This window comes from Clostridium cibarium, from assembly GCF_014836335.1.
GTDB lineage: Bacteria > Bacillota > Clostridia > Clostridiales > Clostridiaceae > Clostridium > Clostridium cibarium.
Map to the genome: position 1 here is coordinate 67,338 of NZ_JACSRA010000010.1, position 20,018 is coordinate 87,355.

Below are 20,018 nucleotides of genomic sequence, written 5' to 3' on the forward strand. Positions count from 1 at the left end.
ACAATAAACATATAATACATATAAGAGTAGTATGAATAAACGGGGGCTAAAATATGAAAAGAAGGATACTAGGTATATTTCTAGGGGTAGCTGTAATATTTGGCGTGATTTCAGGGTGTGCCAATAAAAGTAATAATAAGAATTCTGTGGAGTTATTGAATGTATCATATGACCCAACTAGAGAATTATATGCAGATTACAATGAAAGTTTTGCAAATTACTGGGGAGAGAAAACGGGACAAGAAGTAACTATAAATCAATCTCATGGAGGGTCAGGAAAACAGGGACGTGCGGTGATTCAAGGATTAGAAGCTGATGTTGCAACTTTAGCTTTATCATATGATATTGATGCTATAAGTAAAGCAGATTTAATAGATAAGAATTGGCAAAGTAAACATGAAAATAATAGTTCGCCATATACCTCAACTATTGTTTTTTTAGTAAGAAAGGGAAATCCAAAAGGAATAAAGGATTGGAATGACTTAATAAAAGATGGTGTATCTGTAATTACACCTAATCCCAAAACGTCAGGTGGTGCTAGGTGGAACTATTTGGCGGCATGGGCTTATGCTTATAAAAATAGTAACGGAAATGAAGATGCAGCAAAAGAATATGTTTCAAAGCTATATAAAAATGTTGAGGTCTTAGCATCAGGAGCTAGGGAATCTACAACAAGTTTTGTTCAAAATGGAATAGGAGATGTACTAATTGCATGGGAGAATGAAGCTTATTTAGCAATTAATGAACTTGGTCCAGAGGAATTTGAAATAGTTGTACCTTCGATAAGTATACTGGCGGAACCACCTGTAGCAGTTGTAGATGATACAGTTGATAAAAGAGGTACAAGGGAAGTTGCAGAAGCATATATAAATTATCTCTATAGTGATGAGGGACAAGAAATTGCAGCAAAAAATTATTATAGACCAAGTAATAAGAAAATAGCTAATAAATATAAGAATAGGTTTAAAGAGCTTAATTTAGTAACCATAGATGATACTTTTGGGGGATGGCAAGAGGCTCAAAAGAAGCATTTTGCTGATGGTGGTATTTTCGATGAAATATATGTTTCTAGGAGTAATAAAAGTTAAGGGGGGTATATGATGAAAAAAAGAAAAAAAGTTATCCCGGGGTTTGGGTTATCTATGGGATTTACGTTAACCTATTTAAGTCTTATGGTGCTAATACCATTAAGTACGATAATTCTCAAAGGTTCTGAGATGGGGATAGGAGATTTTTTTAAGATAGTAACAGATGAAAGAGTAGTAGCAAGTTATAAAGTAAGTTTAATTTGTGCTTTAATAGCAGCCTTAATCAATAGTATATTTGGAGTAATTCTAGCTTGGGTTCTTGTTAGATATAAGTTTCCTTTTAAGAGAATATTAGATGGATTGATCGATTTACCATTTGCATTACCAACTGCAGTTGCGGGGATTGCGCTAACCACTTTATACTCTAAAAATGGGTTGATAGGAAAATGGTTATATTCTATAGGAATTCAATCTGCTTTTTCGATTTTTGGTATTGTAGTAGTACTTACATTTATAGGAATCCCATTTGTAGTAAGAACTATTCAACCAGTACTAGAAGAATTTGATGTACAGTATGAAGAAGCAGCAATGATGCTAGGGGCTGGAAGAACACGAACATTTTTAAAAGTGATATTTCCTGAAATTTTATCTCCATTATTAACTGGATTTGGATTAGCTTTAGCTAGGGGAATGGGTGAGTATGGAAGTGTGGTATTTATTTCAGGTAATATGCCAATGAGAACAGAAATAGCACCACTTCTCATTATGAGTAAACTTGAGCAATTTGATTATAAAGGTGCAACCTCTATAGCTCTTGTGATGCTTATAATTTCTTTTTTAATTCTCTTTTTAATAAATCTTTTAGCACTTCGTACTAACAAATTTATAAAGGGGTGATTAAGGGTGAATGGAAGAGAGAATAAACTAATAAAATGGACTCTAATAATAATAAGTATATTGTTTTTAGCTTTGATGCTTGGGTTACCTCTTATTGTAGTTATTTCAGAATCACTAAGTAAGGGATTTGATTCTTATGTTGCTGCAATAAAGGATGATTATACTCTAAAAGCAATTAAATTAACTTTAATTGCAACAGTTATAGCTACAGTGCTAAATACTATATTTGGAATATCAGCAGCATGGGCTATTACAAAATTTAAGGTTACACATAAAAATTTATTAAATACATTAATAGATTTACCATTTGCAATTTCTCCAGTTATATCAGGGTTGGTTTTCGCCCTTTCGTACGGAAGAGGGGGATATTTTTCAGGAGTAACTGAAAGTTTAGGTATAAAAATAATTTTTGCAATTCCAGGCATTGTATTAGCTACTATTTTTGTAACTTTTCCATTAATATCGCGTGAGCTCATTCCGTTAATGGACTCTCAAGGAAAGGATGAGGAAGAAGCTGCAGCTATGATGGGAGCAAGTGGATTTACGGTTTTTAGAAAAGTTACTCTTCCCAATATAAAATGGGGCCTTTTATATGGAATAGTACTTTGTATAGCAAGAGCTATGGGTGAATTTGGAGCTGTTTCAGTTGTGTCAGGGCATATAAGAGGAAAAACCGATACACTACCACTTCATGTTGAAATACTTTATAACGAATATCAATTTTCTGCGGCCTTTGCAGTGGCTTCAATATTAGTAATTATGGCAATTATTATTTTAATTTTTAGAAATATTATTGAGTGGAAAAGCAAAGGGGAGGTATAGAAATGTATGTTAAATTAAGAAATATTAATAAAACCTATGGGGATTTTAAAGCCTCAAATAATGTTAGTTTCAATATAGAAGAGGGGAAATTAATAGGACTTCTAGGACCTAGTGGTAGTGGGAAAACAACTATTTTAAGAATGATTGCAGGCCTTGAAACGCCAGATTCAGGAGATATTATAATCGGAGGAACAAGGGTAAATGATATATCAGCAGGAAAAAGAGGAATAGGCTTTGTTTTTCAAAATTACGCTTTATTTAGACATATGACTATTTACGATAATATTGCTTTTGGGCTTGAAGTAAAAAAAACTAGTAAATTAGAAATAAAAAAGAGAGTAAATGAATTAATAGATTTAATTGGACTAAAAGGTTTGGAAAAGCGTTATCCTCATCAATTATCGGGGGGACAAAGACAAAGAGTAGCATTTGCAAGGGCACTTGCACCGAGTCCGAAACTTTTGTTATTAGATGAACCCTTTGCTGCAATAGATGCAAAAGTTAGAAAGGAACTCAGGTCATGGCTTAGAGAAATGATAAGCAAGCTTGGAATTACTAGCATTTTTGTTACTCATGATCAAGATGAGGCTGTTGAAGTTGCAGATGAAATAATTGTAACTAATAGAGGAGTAATTGAACAAATGGGGACTCCAATTCAAATTTATAAAAATCCAAAGACACCATTTGTAACTCAATTTATTGGAGAATCTAACGTTATAGAAGGGCATAGAAAATTGAAGGGATTTAGTGATGATAATTTAGGGGGGAAAGCTATAGTACGTCCTGAATTTATACAAATAGGCATAAGTAAGGAAGAGATGCCAGTTCCATCAGCAGCTGAGAAAGGGAGAGTGTATTCAATTTCATTTAGAGGAAATAATCTTAAGGTTCAAGTGAAAGTTGGAGATATACTGCTTACTGTATATAGAGGGCTAGAAGAAGAACATTTGAGTATTAATGATGAAGTATATGTTCTAATACACAGACTTTATATATTTAATGATAAAGAGTCTAGAATGGCGGAAAATAGTTTAAAAAAGGTAGATCCAATGCCAATATATATTTAATTTTTAGGATAGGTGATTTTATGGAAATTAGAAAGCTTTCAACTGATATTCTAATTATCGGTGGAGGAACAGCTGGATGCTATGCAGCTCTAACCATAGCAAAAGAATCAGATAGAAAAGTTTTAATTTTAGAAAAAGCAAATATAAAAAGAAGTGGATGTCTAGCAGCAGGTGTAAATGCTTTAAATGCATATATTGTAAAGGGACAAAAACCAGAAGATTATGTTAATTACGCCAAAAGAGATGCAGAAGGCATAGTAAGAGAAGATTTATTGATTACTATGGCAAGAAGACTTAATTATGTTACTAAGGAATTAGAGGGTTTAGGATTAGTAATATTAAAGGATGAAAATGGTGAATATGTGGCAAGGGGTAATAGAAATATAAAAATAAATGGTGAAAACATTAAGCCTATACTTGCAAATGCAGTTTCAGAATTTAAAAATGTTGAAGTATTAAATAAAGTAAATGTTATAGATTATTTAGTAAAAGATAATAAGATTTATGGAGTATATGGGATTTCTGTTGATGAAGAAGTATTTTATGTAGTTGAGGCTAAATCTGTTATATGTGCTACTGGTGGTGCATCAGGTTTATACAAACCCAATAATCCAGGTTTTTCACAACATAAAATGTGGTACAGTCCATTTAATACTGGTGGTGGATTTGCAATGGGTATAAGAGCAGGTGCAGAAATGACTACATTTGAAATGAGATTTATAGCACTAAGATGTAAAGATACAATTGCACCAACTGGAACTATAGCCCAAGGAGTTATGGCCCCTCAGATTAATTCTAAAGGCGAAGATTATGGCAAAGTATATGGTAATACTACATCAGAAAGAGTATATGGTACTGTAAAGGAAAATCTTGAAGGCAGGGGACCATGTTATTTAAAAACAGAAGGGATAAGTAAAGAAGCGGAACAAGATTTGTTAAAGGCATATCTTAATATGGCTCCAAGTCAAACTTTAGGATGGATTGAAAGTGGAAATGGTCCAAGTATAGCAAATGTTGAAATAGAAGGTACAGAGCCTTATGTAGTAGGTGGACATACTGCTAGTGGATATTGGGTAGATACTAATAGAGCTACAACAGTTAAAGGATTATATGCTGTTGGAGATGTTGCTGGAGGATGTCCTCAAAAATATGTTACTGGCGCTTTAGTTGAAGGGGAGATAGCAGGTATAGCTGCACTAAATTACATAGATAATGTAGAGCTAACATTTATTGATGAAAAAGAAATAAATGAAGTGTTTAATAAGGTTAAAAAACATTTAAGTGGAGATAAAGGGCTTTATGAAATTGATAACTTGGAAGAAGGTATGCAAACAGTGATGGACAAATATGCAGGGGGAATAAGTAGCAGTTATCAATTTAATGAAAAGCAATTGGAATTAGCAAAAATAAAAATAGATAACATCATAAAACTTGCAGAAGATCTAAAGGCAAAAGATATGGATGATTTGCTTCATATATTTGAATTGAAGGAAAGATTGGTTGTTTGCAAAGTGCTAATAGAACATTTAAAAGCTAGAAAGGAAACTAGATGGCATAGTTTTTGTGAGAATTTAGATTATCCAAATAAGGATGATAAGTATTTAAAATATGTTAACTCTGTGATGAAAGATGGGAGAGTAAATATAGTATTTAGAGATTTAATTGATGGAGGTGAAATCTATGAGCATAGCAATTAATAAGGGCTTATGTGTAGGTTGTGGTAAATGCCAGAAGGTTTGTCCTGGCAACTTAATTAAGAGTGATGAAAAGAAAAAAGCTTATATTAAATTTCCTAAAAGTTGTTGGGGATGTGCATCTTGTGTGAAAGAATGCAAAGTAGATGCTATAAAATTCTATCTAGGTGCAGATATGGGAGGCTTAGGAAGTACGTTGTCCATTAAGGGAGAAGGAGATATAACTCACTGGATTATTAAAAAAGACAAAGAAGAAATAGTAATTGATGTTAATAAGAAGAATGCAAATGCATATTAAGGGGGAGATAAAATGGATCATTTAGACAGACTTGAGGCAGAAAGTATTTTTATTTTAAGAGAGGCTTATAAGAAGTTGGGAAAACTTGGAATGTTGTGGTCGATAGGAAAAGATTCAACAGTATTATTGTGGCTTGCTAAAAAGGCTTTTTATGGACATTGTCCATTTCCTTTTATCCATGTAGATACAACTTTTAAAATTCCAGCAATGATTGAGTATAGAGATAGAGTTGCGAAAGAGCTAAACTTAGATTTAATAGTTCATACAAATAAGGAAGCTATCGAAGCAGGTATGGGACCTGAAAAAGGAAGACTGCAATGTTGTAAGGCTTTAAAAACAGAAGGACTTCAACAAGTGGTTAGAGATTATGGATTTGAAGGACTTATAGTTGGTGTTAGACGTGATGAAGAAGGTTCTCGTTCTAAGGAAAGGGTATTTAGTGAAAGAAATAAAGATTATGAGTGGGATTATTCAAATCAACCACCAGAACTATGGAATCAATTCAAGACTGATTTTCCAAAAGGAAATCATATTAGGGTACATCCTTTATTACAATGGAATGAGCTTGACATTTGGGAATATATAAAGAGAGAAAACATTCCAATAATTGATTTATATTTTGCAAAGAATGGCGAACGTTATAGAAGTTTGGGGTGTGCACCATGTACGGGAAGAATTAAATCTAATGCATCTACTTTAGATGAAATAATAGAAGAATTAAAAACAACTACAACTGGAGAACGTGCTGGAAGAGCTCAGGACCAAGAAGATTCTTATGCGATGCAAAAATTAAGAAAAGATGGCTATATGTAATTAAGGGGGCAAAATCATGATAAATAATAGAGAGACACTAAATATAGTGGTAGTTGGACACGTTGACCATGGTAAATCTACAGTAATAGGAAAATTACTTTATGATACTCATTCTTTACCAGAAGGAGCGATAGATAAAGTTAAAAGAATAGCAAAAGAAACGGGAAAACCTTTTGAATATGCTTATCTTCTAGATGCATTTGAAGAAGAACAAAAACAAGGTATAACTATAGATACAACTCAAATTCAATTTGCAACTGAAAAGAGAGATTATGTGATTATAGATGCTCCAGGGCATAAGGAATTTTTAAAAAACATGATATCAGGAGCAGCTGATGCTGAAGCAGCACTTTTAATAGTGGATGCTAAGCAAGGTGTTCAAGAACAATCTAAGAGACATGCATACATTCTTTCGTTACTTGGAATAAAGAAAGTTTATGTTATTGTAAATAAAATGGATTTGGTAGATTATTCTGAAGAAGTGTTTGAAAATGTAAAGAAAGATATGTCAGTATTTTTAGGTGATTTAAATGTTTATCCATTAAACTATATACCAATTTCAGCTTTCTATGGAGAAAATATTTTAGCATCTTCAGATAAAATGATTTGGTATAAAGGAAACTCGGTCATTGAATCAATTGATCTGATAGAAAAGGAAAAAGGAATAGAAGAAAAAACCTTAAGATTTCCAATTCAAGATGTTTATAAATTTGATGAAAGAAGAATTATAGCAGGAAGAATAGAAAGTGGTAAACTTAGTGTTAATGATGAAATAACTATCTATCCTGAAGGTAAGAAGACTAGAGTAAAGACAATAGAGCACTGGGCTATAAAGGATAAAAAGGATACAGCTTATGCTGGTGAATCTATTGGTATTACAGTAACTGATGAATTCTTCAATAAAAGAGGAGAGGTTATATCTTTTGAAAAAGAAGCACCAGAGGTTTCAAATAGTTTTAGAGCTAATATTTTCTGGATGGGGAAAAAGGATTTAGTTACAGGTAAAAAATATAAGATCAAGCTAACTACTCAAGAAGTAGAAGGTGAAATAGAAAGTATAGTTAGAGTTATTGATGCATCAAGTTTAGATAGTAATAAAGGAAATACCAAAATAGTTTTAAATGATGTTGCTGAAGTAATTGTTAAAGTTAATGAGAATGTAGCTTTTGATAAGTTTAGCGATAGTAGTGCAACAGGTAGATTTGTTATAGTAGATGGATATGACGTTGCTGGAGGAGGTATAATAACTGAAAATGAAGGAGCTAAAGGTGAAGTTATAGTTAATGGTTTTGAGTTCAACGGGATAACTGCTAGAGGAGATGTTTTTGAAGAATACTATTATGAAGATAAGAATTACTCTCTAAAGAAGGAATTAAAGAACAAAAATATCTATACAATAGGAGATGTATTACCGTTAAGTGGTGATAGTTATGAATATCCGTCAGATTTGGATATTTTAGTGTTTAGAGATGAGGTAACAATAAAGGTTAGAGCCGGTAAAGTATATTCAGTGGGTAATTTTGAGGATTATAAATATGAAGGATATCCGGTGGTGAATGGAAGAGGCTTTGCAATAAAAATATCATCTAAAAATGACATTAAGGAAATAGTTGAAGGCTATAACAAAGTAATGGATAGTAAGGATGATTTGTCTAAATTTTTAAGTGGATGGCTAGAAATAGAGAAGTATAGGAACTTAGCATTTAGATAATTAAAATAATTAGAGGCGACATATTCTGAAAGGATAGTCGCCTTTAATTATAGTATCATAACAAAAGTTCCAGCTGTAATTAATATACCACCAATTATGGTTTTTAGTGTAATAGTTTCCTTTAAAATAATAAATGCTAGTATCATGCTTATCACTACACTGAATTTATCTATAGGAACAACTTTTGAAGCATTGCCAAGCTGAAGGGCTTTATAATAGAAAAGCCATGAAAGACCAGTAGCTATACCAGAAAGAATCAAGAAAGTCCAACTTTTTGTAGATATGCTTGATACCTGATTTTGTGTGCCGGTAATAAAGACTAATCCCCAAGCCATAACAAGTACAACAATAGTTCGAATAGCAGTAGCTAGATTTGAATTTATATTTTCGATTCCTATTTTAGCCAATATAGAAGTAAGTGCTGCAAAAAATGCAGATAAAAGTGCGAAAATAAACCACATATTTGTTCCTCCTTTTAAGTTAAGTAATTTTTTCATAGTAATAACCTCCTACTAAGATAGTACTAAATTAATTATATAACAAAATCGAAGGGATTAATGAACTAGGAGATAAAGAAATTAAATTAAAAATATATAATAAAGTATCCATAACAAATGGGAAATGTTTATAAATATATAAATTAATAATATAGATAAGATAATAATATTAGATTTTTTAAGTTCAGAATTTGTGGCTTTTTGTATTCTAAAATTAAGTATTATTAGGAGAAAAGCAGGTATTGTTAGTTTAACAAATATAGATAAGAGTTCATCACTTATAATTGGTCTCATAAATAGATTAGCTTCTAAGAAATACCCTGTTTTGTATAGAATTAAAGTGAAAAATATATCTGTTACATTAAAAATATATAGAATAATAAATTTTATTTTTATATTGTTCAGATTAAAACCTGTGATAAAGGACTTCATTAAACCACCTCATTATAAGTATAGGCAGTTTATAATTTTTATATTCATTTATAATATTGTTGAAAATTATAATCTTTTAATAGCAAAAAACTTTACCTATTAATTAATATAAGCTATATTTTATAGTGAAAGTATTAAACGTAGCAACAAATGTTGAAGACAGAAAGAGGTTTTAGAAATGATTAAAGCAGTTTTATTTGATTTAGATGGAACATTACTTGATACTAATGATTTAATTTATGATTCGTTTTGTAGAGCATTTAAGGAAGTTTTAGATATAGAGTTACCTAAAGAAGAAATTACATTACTTTATGGGAAACCTTTAAAAACTAGTCTTATTAAATATACAGATAATGAAGATTTATTAGAGAATCTGATAAATTCATATAGAAATTACAATAAAGTTTACCATGATAATATGTGTAGGCCTTTTGAGGGGGTAAAAGAATTATTACTTGCTTTAAAAGAGAGAGCGATAAAAATTGGTATAGTTACTTCTAAGAGAAAGGAATTAGCAAAAAGAGGACTAGAGTTGGGTGAATTGATAGGGTATATGGATGTGATAATTTCTCCAGAAGATACTATTAAACATAAGCCAGAAGGGGATCCTGCTTTAAAAGCTTGTGAAATGTTAGGTGTTTTGCCTAAAGAAGCTATAATGGTAGGTGATAGTCCATATGATATTCTGTGTGGTAAGAATGCAGGATGTCTTACATGTGGTGTAGAATATACAGCTTTACAATTAAGCGAATTAATAAAAATTAAGCCAAGCTATCTAATTAAGAAACCATTAGATTTATTAGAATTGATTTAGGAGGAAATATGAATATACAGATTTTTGGAACAAAAAAATGCTTTGATACAAAAAAAGCTGAAAGATTCTTTAAAGAGAGAAGGATAAAATATCAATTAATTGATATGAAAGAAAAAGGTATGAGTAAAGGAGAGTTAAATTCAGTAAAAATTGCTGTTGGAATTAATGAACTAATAAATGTTAAATCAAAAAATTATCTGAAATCCAATATAAGTAATGTGAGAAGTTCTGATGTGAAGGAAGAAATACTTTTTAAAGATCAAAGTTTAATAGCTACACCTGTAGTTAGAAATGGAAGAATGGCAACTTTAGGATTTAAACCTGAAGTTTGGGATGAATGGATTGCATCTTCAAATAAATAGTTAAAATAAAAAAAGTCAGAATTATTTTTTCTGACTTTTTTTGTTAGGTTTATTTTTCTTCCTAATTGAGTACCCAAAAGATCCTAATGGTTTCGGATTAAGTCCGAAATATTCTCCATGACTATAACAAATTAAATTAGCTTTATCAAAGCATATTTTGCCGTTATTATCAATAAGATTTTCGTTTACTTTAACATTAGTTATATCCAGTAGGAACATATGGTGAGTACCTAAAGGTGTTATGGATTTAACCTTACATTCTAAGGAAACTGGTGATATTGCTAGGGAAGGAGTAGAAATACTTACTCCAGAATCAAGTTCAAGGTCAAAATGTTTTATTTTATCTTCCTTTTTACCTGTTTTCACTCCACAATAGTCAACAATCTTTACCATATCCCGAGTTGTAAGATTAATAACACATTCCATACTTTCTTTTATATAATCATAAGATAATCTTTCAGGTCTAATTCCTACAGCCATTACTGGTGGTTTAGTACAAACAGTACTTACCCAACCTATAGTGAATACATTAATTTTACCATCACTATTTTTTGTTGTAACCAAAACAACAGGAGTAGGATTTAGCATTACACTACCTTTAAAATTAACTTTATTCATGAGAACCTCTTTCTATCTTGTGCATTAGTATCTTCTTCTCTTATAACTTTTTCTTTTCTTTTTGCCACTATTTTTTATCATTTTAACGATAGCTAAAACTAAAACAATTGCAATGATTACTACAGCAAGTAAAGCAATGTATGGTATAATATTAGCTTTAATAAGGCTACCAGTACTTACATCAACTTTTCCTTTTACATCTGTAGAAAATTGTTTAACTGAAACTGTAAGCTTTGTTGAATCTTCTGATGCAACTTTCCAAGCATCATTTTCTTCAGAATTTACGTTAATAACAGCTTCATTATTATTAATTGAATTGTTATATAACATAACATCTTCTTTTAATACAATAGGTGCAGTTATAGTTTTTGTAGGTCCAAAGAACTTAAACATTTTATATTGAAGTTCAGCAGTTCCAACTTCTTCACCAGATTTTTTATAAACTTCTCTATTAGCATTTTCGCTATAATCCATTATGGCATCTATATCTTCAAATCTTTTTGAATCACTATTTCTATCTGACTTTAAAACTGCTGCTAGATATTTCTTGCCATTTCTTTCATAAACTCCAGAAAAACATGTACCGGCTTCATCTGTTATACCAGTTTTTCCACCTATGTTTCCGTTTTTTCCTAATTCTGTATTTCTGTTTTCTAATTTTACTCGTGTATTTCCAGGTAGAATAACATCAGCGTTATGAAGCTGAACTGTTTCTTTTACCCAATCATTTTCATAAGCTGCTTTTGTTAATAGAGCTAGTTCATATGCAGTTGAATAGTTAACATCGTGTTCTTTTCCATCAGAAGATTTTTCAGGAAGTCCATTAGGATTTTCAAAGTGTGTGTTATCTAATCCTAATTGTTTAGCTCTATCGTTCATCATTTTGGCAAAGCCTTCTTTACTTCCACCAACTGCATCAGAAATCATATAAGCGGCATCGTTTCCTGAGAATAGTAAAAGACCTTTCATAACTATGTCAGCAGATAGTGTATCTCCAACTTTAAAAGACTTTCCATAAGGTTTCATCTTTTCAGAATCAAGGGTATATGGCGGTTGGATTTTAGCTGATTCAGTGTAAGTAATAGTGTCTGTTTTTTTATTATGCTCAGCAAAAAGTAATGAAGTCATTAATTTGGTCGTGCTTGCTAAGAATTTTTTTTCGTTTGCATTTTTTTCGTAAATTATTTCTCCTGTATCATAATCCATAACTATAGCTGCTTGTGATACAATATTTATGCTACTTCCATCTTCCTTAGCTTGAACTTTATTAGCAAAAGGCGTTAATAAAGCTATGGAAAGAGCTAATGTAATAGTTTTGAATAATTTTCTTTTAGTCATGATTTATCTCCCCATCCCAAAAATATACTTAAAAACATTTATAAGTATAGCATTTATGAAAATTAATAACAATAAAAAACCGCATATAAATTAGCTAAAGAAGTATATATAATAATTTTGTAATAATTGCAATGAAAAAAGTACCATAAAATTGAAATTATATATATAAGTTTGTTTTTGATAAAGAAGTTTGTAAAAATAATACAAGATAATTTAAGAATATAAAAATAAAAATAGTAAAGAATAAAAAAATAGTCAAAAAATAATCTATTTTATGATATAATGATATAGTAATACTGTGGTGGGGGATGAAATTAAAAGTGAGCGATGCATTTAGATGTATGATAAAGGATGAAACTAATAAATATTATGTAGGTGTAGATTATAACGGTAAAAAATATAACATAGTGAAAAATGAAAATATTCGATGCAAAGTCGGAGATGATTTTTATTTTTATGCTATAAAAGAAAGAGGTTTTTTAAGAGATAAATTAATCCCTATTTCAGATGAGATGGCTGGAGTTAAGGTGTAGATAAAAAACGTTAATTAGTTACAGCGTTATGAAAGTAAGGTAAGTCGTGTTAAAGATGATTTACCTTATTTTTTTATATAATTCTCCTAATCTGTACTTGAAAGTGATAAGAAAGGAATAAAAATAATAGCCTATATCTTAAAAATTTAATTTGAATAAGATATAGGCTACTTTTAGCAAACTTGCCACTTTATACAATGGATTAATTCTGTTTGTTCCAATTTTCTGATTTGTAGCTGTCAATTATACTTTCTTTTGCTTTTAATGCAAAAGTATCATCTAATGGATCTAAGGTTACATTTTCATATTTTTTTTCTAAAGCAAGTCTTATCATTCTGTCTGCAAGTTCAGGATTTTTAGATAAAAGAGATCCGTGAAAGTATGTACAAAATGTATTCTTATATATGCATCCTTCATTGCCATCTTCGCCATTATTTCCATAACCATAAATACATTTACCAAGAGGCTTTAAATTGTTAATATATGTTCTGCCTGAATGATTTTCGAAACCAACATATGTTTCCTTTGTATCTTCGTTATAGATTACTGTATTACCGATAAACCTTGTGTCTCCACCCTCGGTATATATATCCAATATACCAAGACCTTTTAGTTTTTCTCCGTTTGGAGCTCTATAATATTTGCCAAGAAGTTGATATCCGCCACAAATTGCTAGAAAAACTTTTTCGGATTCAATGTATTTAGATAGTTCTTCTTGCTTATTGTTTTTTAAGTCTTCGGAAACAATTGATTGTTCATAGTCCTGACCACCACCAAAGAAAACTATATCCATCTCATCACTTTTAAAATCATCTTTTAAAGAAATATTAATAACATTCACTTTTATTCCACGGCTTTCAGCTCTATTTTTTAAAATTAAAATATTACCTACATCGCCATAAACATTTAATAAATCTGGGTAAAGATGACAGATATTTAATTCCATAATTACCTCCTAATCTCTACCAAAGCTTTTTGATATAGCCTTTTGAGTGTAGATATTTTCTATAATTAATCATAGCTGTATAAGTAGCTAGGATGTAAATTCTATCTGTAGAAGAATTTTTTACTTTTTCAGTTAATTCTTCGTAACCTGATTCTACTATAAAAGAATCAGAATTTAGGCCGGCAGTTTTTAATCTTACTGCCATATCGTATAATCGAGTACCTGAAATGAATATATCTTTAATAGGGAGGTTTGATAATTTTTCAAAATCTACATCCCAGATCCAAGATACATCAGTGCCATCAGCGTAATTATCATTCAACATAAATAGTGTTGAAAAATTCTCTGTATTTAAACAAAGAGTATCTAAAGCTTGATTATAACCAGCAGGATTTTTAACTAAGATAATCTTAGCTTTTTTTCCTTCTATAAGAATTTCCTCTTGTCTACCAAAGCTTGAATCTTGTTTCCCAAGAGAGTTAGCAATGCAATTATTATCTATATTCATTTCTTTTCCAATAGCATAGGCACATAAGCCATTATAAATATTATATAGGCCTGACTGGCTTATTGTAACTTTTGTTTCATTAATCATTACAGTTGAATGATCAGGAGCCAAATTTAATATATCCTCAATAGCGTACTTGAGCTTGGCTCTCTTATAATGACAATTTGGACAATAGAAGTCTCCTAAGTGATTATATGTTATAAAGTTATATTGATAAGGAGATTTACAAAACTTACAGAACTTTGCATCTGCGTTTATATCAATTGCAGTTTCATCATTCAAAGTTTTGTTAAAGCCGTAATATATAGTTTTATTTGGAACATCAAGTTTCCCAAATAGAGAATCATCTCCATTTAATACTAACTTGGTATTAGGTACTTTTATAATTCCTTCTAAAATCTTATTAAGAGTTGTGTAAACTTCACCATATCTATCTAATTGATCTCTAAATAAATTTGTTATGGTAATAATTTCAGGCTCTATGTATTTTGTAACAAATTTTACATTAGCCTCATCTACTTCAATAATTGCATAACTTCCTTCATTACTTTTAAAAAATCTGTAGTTATCAATAAAGCAAGAAACAACACCTCTAAAAAGATTTGCACCAGTATTGTTTGTAATCACTCTATACCCTTTTGCTTTAAAAATATTAGATATCATACTGGTAGTAGTAGTTTTACCATTAGTTCCAGTAACTAAAATTACCTTGTAGCCCTTTGCTATTTTATTTAAGATTTGTTTGTCAAATTTTAAGGCTACTGTACCAGGAAAAGTACTTCCTCCTTTAAGTAAATGCTTTGTTAAAAAGATAGTCAATTTACCTGCTAAAACACCTAAAATTGATTTTATATTAATCTTAATCACCACCTTAAATGCTATATAAATTATTATGTCATAATTTTAAACTTTGACATTAAGTATAGCACAAACCACATTTTGTCATCAATGTATTTTTGATAGATTTTTAATTATGACAATGTATAGGGCTTTAGGTTGTAAGTAGAACATCTTCCGGATATTATGAGAATATACAAAAAAGAATTAATAATACAAAGAGTAATTGTAAAAAATAATATTTTTATATAGATATGATTCAAATTAGAAGTTAATATTCATAAATTAATATCTAGGTTAATGAAGCTAGAGTATATTAAAAGGGAAAATGATAATTGAAATAGTTTTTTTTGTGAAGTATACTAGAAAAAAATAGGAATATAGATGAGTTTTATAAATTTAAATATTATAAAGATGGCTTTATAATTTATTTAAATATCTGTTGTTCTGTGAAATTAAGTAATAGGAGGTAATAGAATGTATCCAATAAAATTTGAAAGTTTATATTATGAAAGAATATGGGGCGGAAGGGAATTGGAGAAATTTAGAACTGATGTTCCAGATGGCAATATAGGTGAAAGCTGGGATATAGCTTGTCATAAAAATGGTATTGGAATAGTTGCAAATGGAGAATTCAAAGGAACTAGTTTTAAAGAACTTATTGAAAGTAATGGGGAAAAAATAATCGGGAGAAAGATTGATAAGGAAAAGTTTCCTTTATTAATAAAAATTATCAATGCAAAGGATAAATTATCAGTTCAAGTTCATCCAGATGACGAGTATGCAGAAAAGGTTGAAAAAGATTTAGGTAAAACTGAAGCTTGGTATATCATTGATGCAAAAGAAGGTGCGAGCTTAGTTATGGGAACAAAGGAGTGTAACAAAGAGAACTTTAGAGAGGCACTTGAAAAAGGTGAGTTAGATAAGTATTTAAATGTGATTCCTGTTAAAAAAGGTGAGTTCTATTATGTAAAAAGTGGACTTGTGCATGCAATATGTGAAGGTGTAACTGTTGCTGAAATACAACAAAGTAGTGATACAACATATAGGGTTTATGATTATAATCGTGGTAGAGAAATTCATATAGATAGGGCTCTTGATGTGATTGATTTTAATTTAAAATCAGAAGATGTAAAGGGAATAACATATAATGAAGATGGATATGATAAAATTATTTTGTGTTTAAGTGAGTTTTTTACAATACAAAAGTATGTTGTGAAAACAAAAGTGGTAGAGTATAGTGATAAAGATAGATTTTATTTGTTTACTTGTGTTGATGGAGAAGGAAAAATAAAATCGTTGGAGTATGAATTAGAAATTAAATTTGGGGATAGTATACTAATTCCAGCATATTTGGGGAAGTATGTACTTGAAGGAAAATTTACCTTGTTAAAGAGCTATGTGCCAGATTTTGATAAAGAGAAAAAAGAAATTTTAGGTAGAGTAATAAAGTAAATGTTGTAATGAGATCCGCTCGGAGTAAAAAAATAATGTTCTGAGTGGATATCTTTAGTTAATACAAGCTAATTATAAATTAATTTGTTTTTTCTTTATTTCTTAATAATTATTCAAGATAATATTAAAAATAAATGAATAAAATAGACAATAAACTATTTAGTAAGTATAATTAAACGGTAATTTTAAGAAAGAGAGTGATATGAGTGGGATTAGATTTTGTTTTTATATTTAAAGCGATAATAATAGCTATAGTCGAAGGTTTGACGGAATTTATACCAGTTTCTTCTACTGGTCATATGATTTTAGTTGGGGCAGCAATTAATTTTACTGGTGATTTTGTAAAAATGTTTGAAGTAGTAATTCAATTAGGAGCAATATTAGCAGTAGTAGTTTTATATTGGAAAAAGATTAAGGACAGTGTTATAGAGTTTTTTAAATTTATATTTACTGGTGGGAGGGAAGGAAAAACAGGTTTTAGATTTGGGATAAATGTAATTATAGGATCTATTCCAGCAGGAATTGTAGGCGTTCTATTTTATAGTAAAATTAAGAGCTTGTTTAGACCAGAAGCAGTTATAATTGGTTTTATAGTTGGTGGTATATTACTTATAATAATTGAAAATATGTTTAGAAAAAGAAAACATGCTACAAAAAATATTGATAATATAACACCAATTCAATCTGTCAAAGTAGGTTTGTTCCAAGTACTTTCTATGTGGCCAGGTATGTCTAGAAGTGCATCTACTATTATGGGAGGGTGGATAGCTGGTATATCAACTCCGATAGCAGCTGAATTTTCATTCTTCTTAGCTATTCCAGCTATGATAGGTTCATCAGGAAAAGATCTATTTGAATTTGATTATTCCGTTATGAATACAACAACTTGGGTAGCTTTGGTTGTAGGATTTGTAGTTGCATTTTTAGTATCTTTAGTGGTTATGGATAGATTTGTAGCTTTTTTACAGAAGAGACCAATGAGAGTATTTGCAGTATATAGAGTAGCTGCAGGGATATTATTAGCAATATTAGTGTTTACAAAAGTGATTACATTATAATTTAGAATACCTAAGATAAACAAAATTTATCTTAGGTATTTGTACATATTGATAAAATATATACAAAGTACTTTTAAGTTGGAAATAATTGTGGTATCATAATGCTTATAAGAGGTATATTTGTCATGCTAAATGTAGACGATATCTTTATATTTTTTTTAAGAAAATTGTCAGAAAATAAAGACAATTGACGAGTGTTAGTTTATGGGTAGAGGGGGATTTAAAATGGCTGAGAAAATTAAAAAGATAGCTTTGTTAACAGGGGGCGGAGATTGTCCTGGGCTTAATGCGGTTATTAGAGCTGTTACAAGAACTGCAATATTAAATTGTGGATATGAAGTGATTGGATATAAGTTTGGGTATAGAGGGTTGTATAATAATGATTTTATTCCTCTAACACTTGAAACTGTATCTGGTATACTTAGCAAGGGTGGAACAATTCTTTATAGCTCAAATAAGGATAACCTATTTGATTATCAGATACTTGAAAATGGGAAAATGGTTAGGAAAGATGTATCTGATGTAGCTGTTGAAAATTTAAAAAAAGAAGGAGTGGATGTATTAGTTGTTATTGGTGGAGATGGAACATTAACATCTGCTAGAGATTTTTCAAGGAAAGGCGTTAAAGTTATAGGAGTGCCAAAAACTATAGATAATGATTTAGCATCAACTGATGTAACTTTTGGATTTAATACAGCAATTGATGTGGCTACCGAAGCTTTGGATAGACTTCATACTACAGCTGAATCTCACCATAGAATTATGATTTGCGAAGTAATGGGAAGAAATGCGGGATGGATTGCCCTAGAATCAGGTATTGCTGGATCTGCGGATGTAATTTTACTTCCTGAAATACCTTATGATATTAATAAAATTGTTGAGAAAATTGAACAAAGAAAAAGTGAAGGTAAATTGTTTACAATTATAGTTGTGGCAGAAGGAGCTAAATCGAAAGATGGAGATGTTGTAGTATCGAAAATAGTTAAGGATAGTCCAGACCCAATTAGATTAGGAGGCATAGGAAATAAGCTTGCTGATGATTTAGAGCGGTTAATAAAAGATCATGAAGTAAGATGTACAGTTCTTGGGCATATTCAAAGAGGAGGAACAACATCTACTTTTGATAGAATATTATCTACTAGATATGGCGTGGCAGCGGTAGAATTGATTAATGAAGGAAAGTTTGGGCAAATGGTCTGTCTTAAAGGTGATAAAATATCTTCAGATAGTTTAGAAAATGTAATTGGTCAAAAAACTAAACAAGTAAGTCCTAAAGGGGAATTAGTTATGATAGCCAAAAAGATAGGCACATCCTTTGGAGACTAGATAGCAATGGGCACTAATTCGTTTGAGTTAGTGCTTTGGTGATATAAATTTATTTAAAGTTTCAAAAGAGGGTTGATTCATAGGAGGGTATTATGAAAGAGATAAAGAGATATTTAGAGTCAAGAATAGGGAGTTATGGATTCTTTTTTGAGGATCTATCAGGCGGTTTTGTTTATGGTTATAATGAAAACGTACAAATGGTTGCAGCGGGGTGTATGAAACTTCCTATTGCTGTTTCGTTAATAAAAGCTGTAGAAGATAAAAAAGTAGGATTTATGGATAGAATTCAAATAAAAAGAGAAGATAAGGTTTTTGGGACAGGAATAATTCATGAATTTGATGAAAGAGAATATACAGTATTTGAACTTTTAGTTGCTATGCTTATACAAAGCGATAATACTGCTGCAAACAAAATAATTGATATAGTGGGAATTGATGTAATAAATACAGATATAAATAAAATGGGATTGAGGAATACATCTCTAAATAGAAAGACAAATGATGAAAGAAATAGAAAAAATAATATAGAAAATATAACAACTGCATATGATCTTTCAACTGTATGGAGACACTTATATAAGGGTACCTTCCTAAATAAAGAAAATAGTACAATGCTTGTTGATATATTGAGAAGACAACAAATAAAGAACAAGTTGGCACTTTATATTCCAGACGATTTAAAGTTTGAGATTTCAAGTAAAACTGGAGATAAAAAAGGTGTAGAAAATGATACAGCATTAATACAAGTGCAGAAAGGCACATTCGTATTTACAGTTTTATCAAGTTGTATACCAAACAGTGTATATGGAACAGTGACTTTAGCAAAATGCGGAAAAATGATGTGGGATAATATCATGAATAACTGGCATTGACTCAAAGTGGCATAACCTCTAGGAATCTAGGGGTTATTTTTTTATTTTCAATAATAGTTTTTTAGCTTGAAATGATATGTAAAATATTTAAG

General features: G+C 30.4%; 21 protein-coding genes. 15 read left to right on the forward strand and 6 right to left on the reverse strand.

Annotation, left to right across the window (positions count from 1 at the left end; all coding sequences use genetic code 11):
• The first annotated feature begins 53 nt into the window (after window positions 1-53).
• From H9661_RS08095 to H9661_RS08130, 8 genes are read left to right on the forward strand one after another with little or no spacing between them, the layout of a single operon-like run.
• On the forward strand, window positions 54-1,088 hold the full coding sequence (locus H9661_RS08095; protein ID WP_143316080.1) for a sulfate ABC transporter substrate-binding protein: 1,035 nt from the start codon (window positions 54-56) through the stop codon (window positions 1,086-1,088).
• Window positions 1,089-1,100: 12 nt separating this feature from the next.
• On the forward strand, window positions 1,101-1,925 hold the full coding sequence (gene cysT, locus H9661_RS08100; RefSeq protein ID WP_143316079.1) for a sulfate ABC transporter permease subunit CysT: 825 nt from the start codon (window positions 1,101-1,103) through the stop codon (window positions 1,923-1,925).
• 6 nt (window positions 1,926-1,931) lie between these two features.
• On the forward strand, window positions 1,932-2,747 hold the full coding sequence (gene cysW, locus H9661_RS08105; RefSeq protein ID WP_143316078.1) for a sulfate ABC transporter permease subunit CysW: 816 nt from the start codon (window positions 1,932-1,934) through the stop codon (window positions 2,745-2,747).
• Between the two features lie 2 nt (window positions 2,748-2,749).
• Window positions 2,750-3,814: a sulfate/molybdate ABC transporter ATP-binding protein gene (locus tag H9661_RS08110; RefSeq protein ID WP_143316077.1), complete on the forward strand. Its 1,065-nt coding sequence runs from the start codon at window positions 2,750-2,752 to the stop codon at window positions 3,812-3,814.
• A gap of 20 nt (window positions 3,815-3,834) precedes the next feature.
• Window positions 3,835-5,511 (forward strand): adenylyl-sulfate reductase subunit alpha, encoded by a 1,677-nt coding sequence (locus H9661_RS08115; RefSeq protein ID WP_191768170.1) that lies wholly within the window; start codon window positions 3,835-3,837, stop codon window positions 5,509-5,511.
• The gene (locus tag H9661_RS08120) at window positions 5,495-5,806 is read left to right on the forward strand and encodes a 4Fe-4S dicluster domain-containing protein (protein ID WP_143316075.1); all 312 of its coding nucleotides are present in this window, start codon (window positions 5,495-5,497) and stop codon (window positions 5,804-5,806) included. Before H9661_RS08115 ends, H9661_RS08120 begins: the two co-directional genes overlap by 17 nt.
• Before the next feature lie 12 nt (window positions 5,807-5,818).
• Complete coding sequence (gene cysD / locus H9661_RS08125) at window positions 5,819-6,619, forward strand: sulfate adenylyltransferase subunit CysD (RefSeq protein WP_143316074.1); 801 nt, start codon at window positions 5,819-5,821, stop codon at window positions 6,617-6,619.
• Window positions 6,620-6,635: 16 nt separating this feature from the next.
• Window positions 6,636-8,330: a sulfate adenylyltransferase subunit 1 gene (locus H9661_RS08130; RefSeq protein ID WP_143316073.1), complete on the forward strand. Its 1,695-nt coding sequence runs from the start codon at window positions 6,636-6,638 to the stop codon at window positions 8,328-8,330.
• 47 nt (window positions 8,331-8,377) lie between these two features.
• On the opposite strand, the gene H9661_RS08135 is transcribed toward H9661_RS08130, so the two are convergent.
• Together H9661_RS08135 and H9661_RS20075 are read right to left on the reverse strand one after the other, a co-directional pair.
• The gene (locus H9661_RS08135; RefSeq protein WP_143316146.1) at window positions 8,378-8,791 is read right to left on the reverse strand and encodes an EamA family transporter; all 414 of its coding nucleotides are present in this window, start codon (window positions 8,789-8,791) and stop codon (window positions 8,378-8,380) included.
• A gap of 117 nt (window positions 8,792-8,908) precedes the next feature.
• Window positions 8,909-9,259 (reverse strand): DUF5658 family protein, encoded by a 351-nt coding sequence (locus tag H9661_RS20075; protein ID WP_423738980.1) that lies wholly within the window; start codon window positions 9,257-9,259, stop codon window positions 8,909-8,911.
• 178 nt (window positions 9,260-9,437) lie between these two features.
• Here H9661_RS20075 and ppaX point away from each other — a divergent pair, with 178 nt between their 5' ends.
• Window positions 9,438-10,073, forward strand: coding sequence for a pyrophosphatase PpaX (gene ppaX, locus H9661_RS08140; RefSeq protein ID WP_191768172.1), 636 nt, complete (start codon window positions 9,438-9,440; stop codon window positions 10,071-10,073).
• An 8-nt stretch (window positions 10,074-10,081) separates the two neighbouring features.
• Window positions 10,082-10,435, forward strand: coding sequence for an arsenate reductase family protein (locus H9661_RS08145; protein ID WP_143316071.1), 354 nt, complete (start codon window positions 10,082-10,084; stop codon window positions 10,433-10,435).
• A gap of 21 nt (window positions 10,436-10,456) precedes the next feature.
• On the opposite strand, the gene H9661_RS08150 is transcribed toward H9661_RS08145, so the two are convergent.
• Together H9661_RS08150 and H9661_RS08155 are read right to left on the reverse strand one after the other, a co-directional pair.
• Window positions 10,457-11,053, reverse strand: coding sequence for a flavin reductase family protein (locus H9661_RS08150; RefSeq protein WP_143316070.1), 597 nt, complete (start codon window positions 11,051-11,053; stop codon window positions 10,457-10,459).
• 24 nt (window positions 11,054-11,077) lie between these two features.
• Window positions 11,078-12,391 (reverse strand): D-alanyl-D-alanine carboxypeptidase family protein, encoded by a 1,314-nt coding sequence (locus H9661_RS08155; protein WP_143316069.1) that lies wholly within the window; start codon window positions 12,389-12,391, stop codon window positions 11,078-11,080.
• Between the two features lie 308 nt (window positions 12,392-12,699).
• Between H9661_RS08155 and H9661_RS08160 the strand changes: the two genes are divergently transcribed.
• Complete coding sequence (locus H9661_RS08160; protein WP_191768174.1) at window positions 12,700-12,924, forward strand: hypothetical protein; 225 nt, start codon at window positions 12,700-12,702, stop codon at window positions 12,922-12,924.
• A gap of 202 nt (window positions 12,925-13,126) precedes the next feature.
• Here H9661_RS08160 and H9661_RS08165 read toward each other — a convergent pair whose 3' ends face one another.
• Both H9661_RS08165 and H9661_RS08170 read right to left on the reverse strand, forming a co-directional pair.
• Complete coding sequence (locus H9661_RS08165) at window positions 13,127-13,870, reverse strand: type 1 glutamine amidotransferase (RefSeq protein WP_191768175.1); 744 nt, start codon at window positions 13,868-13,870, stop codon at window positions 13,127-13,129.
• Window positions 13,871-13,886: 16 nt separating this feature from the next.
• Window positions 13,887-15,245: a MurT ligase domain-containing protein gene (locus tag H9661_RS08170; protein WP_143316066.1), complete on the reverse strand. Its 1,359-nt coding sequence runs from the start codon at window positions 15,243-15,245 to the stop codon at window positions 13,887-13,889.
• Window positions 15,246-15,692: 447 nt separating this feature from the next.
• On the opposite strand from H9661_RS08170, the gene H9661_RS08175 reads away from it, so the two are divergent.
• The 4 genes from H9661_RS08175 (at window position 15,693) to H9661_RS08190 (ending at window position 19,926) form a co-directional block, all read left to right on the forward strand.
• Window positions 15,693-16,670 (forward strand): type I phosphomannose isomerase catalytic subunit, encoded by a 978-nt coding sequence (locus H9661_RS08175; protein WP_191768177.1) that lies wholly within the window; start codon window positions 15,693-15,695, stop codon window positions 16,668-16,670.
• Window positions 16,671-16,876: 206 nt separating this feature from the next.
• Window positions 16,877-17,728: an undecaprenyl-diphosphate phosphatase gene (locus H9661_RS08180; RefSeq protein WP_143316064.1), complete on the forward strand. Its 852-nt coding sequence runs from the start codon at window positions 16,877-16,879 to the stop codon at window positions 17,726-17,728.
• A 225-nt stretch (window positions 17,729-17,953) separates the two neighbouring features.
• Window positions 17,954-19,054 (forward strand): 6-phosphofructokinase, encoded by a 1,101-nt coding sequence (locus H9661_RS08185; protein WP_143316063.1) that lies wholly within the window; start codon window positions 17,954-17,956, stop codon window positions 19,052-19,054.
• 92 nt (window positions 19,055-19,146) lie between these two features.
• The gene (locus tag H9661_RS08190) at window positions 19,147-19,926 is read left to right on the forward strand and encodes a serine hydrolase (RefSeq protein ID WP_191768179.1); all 780 of its coding nucleotides are present in this window, start codon (window positions 19,147-19,149) and stop codon (window positions 19,924-19,926) included.
• Window positions 19,927-20,018: the final 92 nt, after the last annotated feature.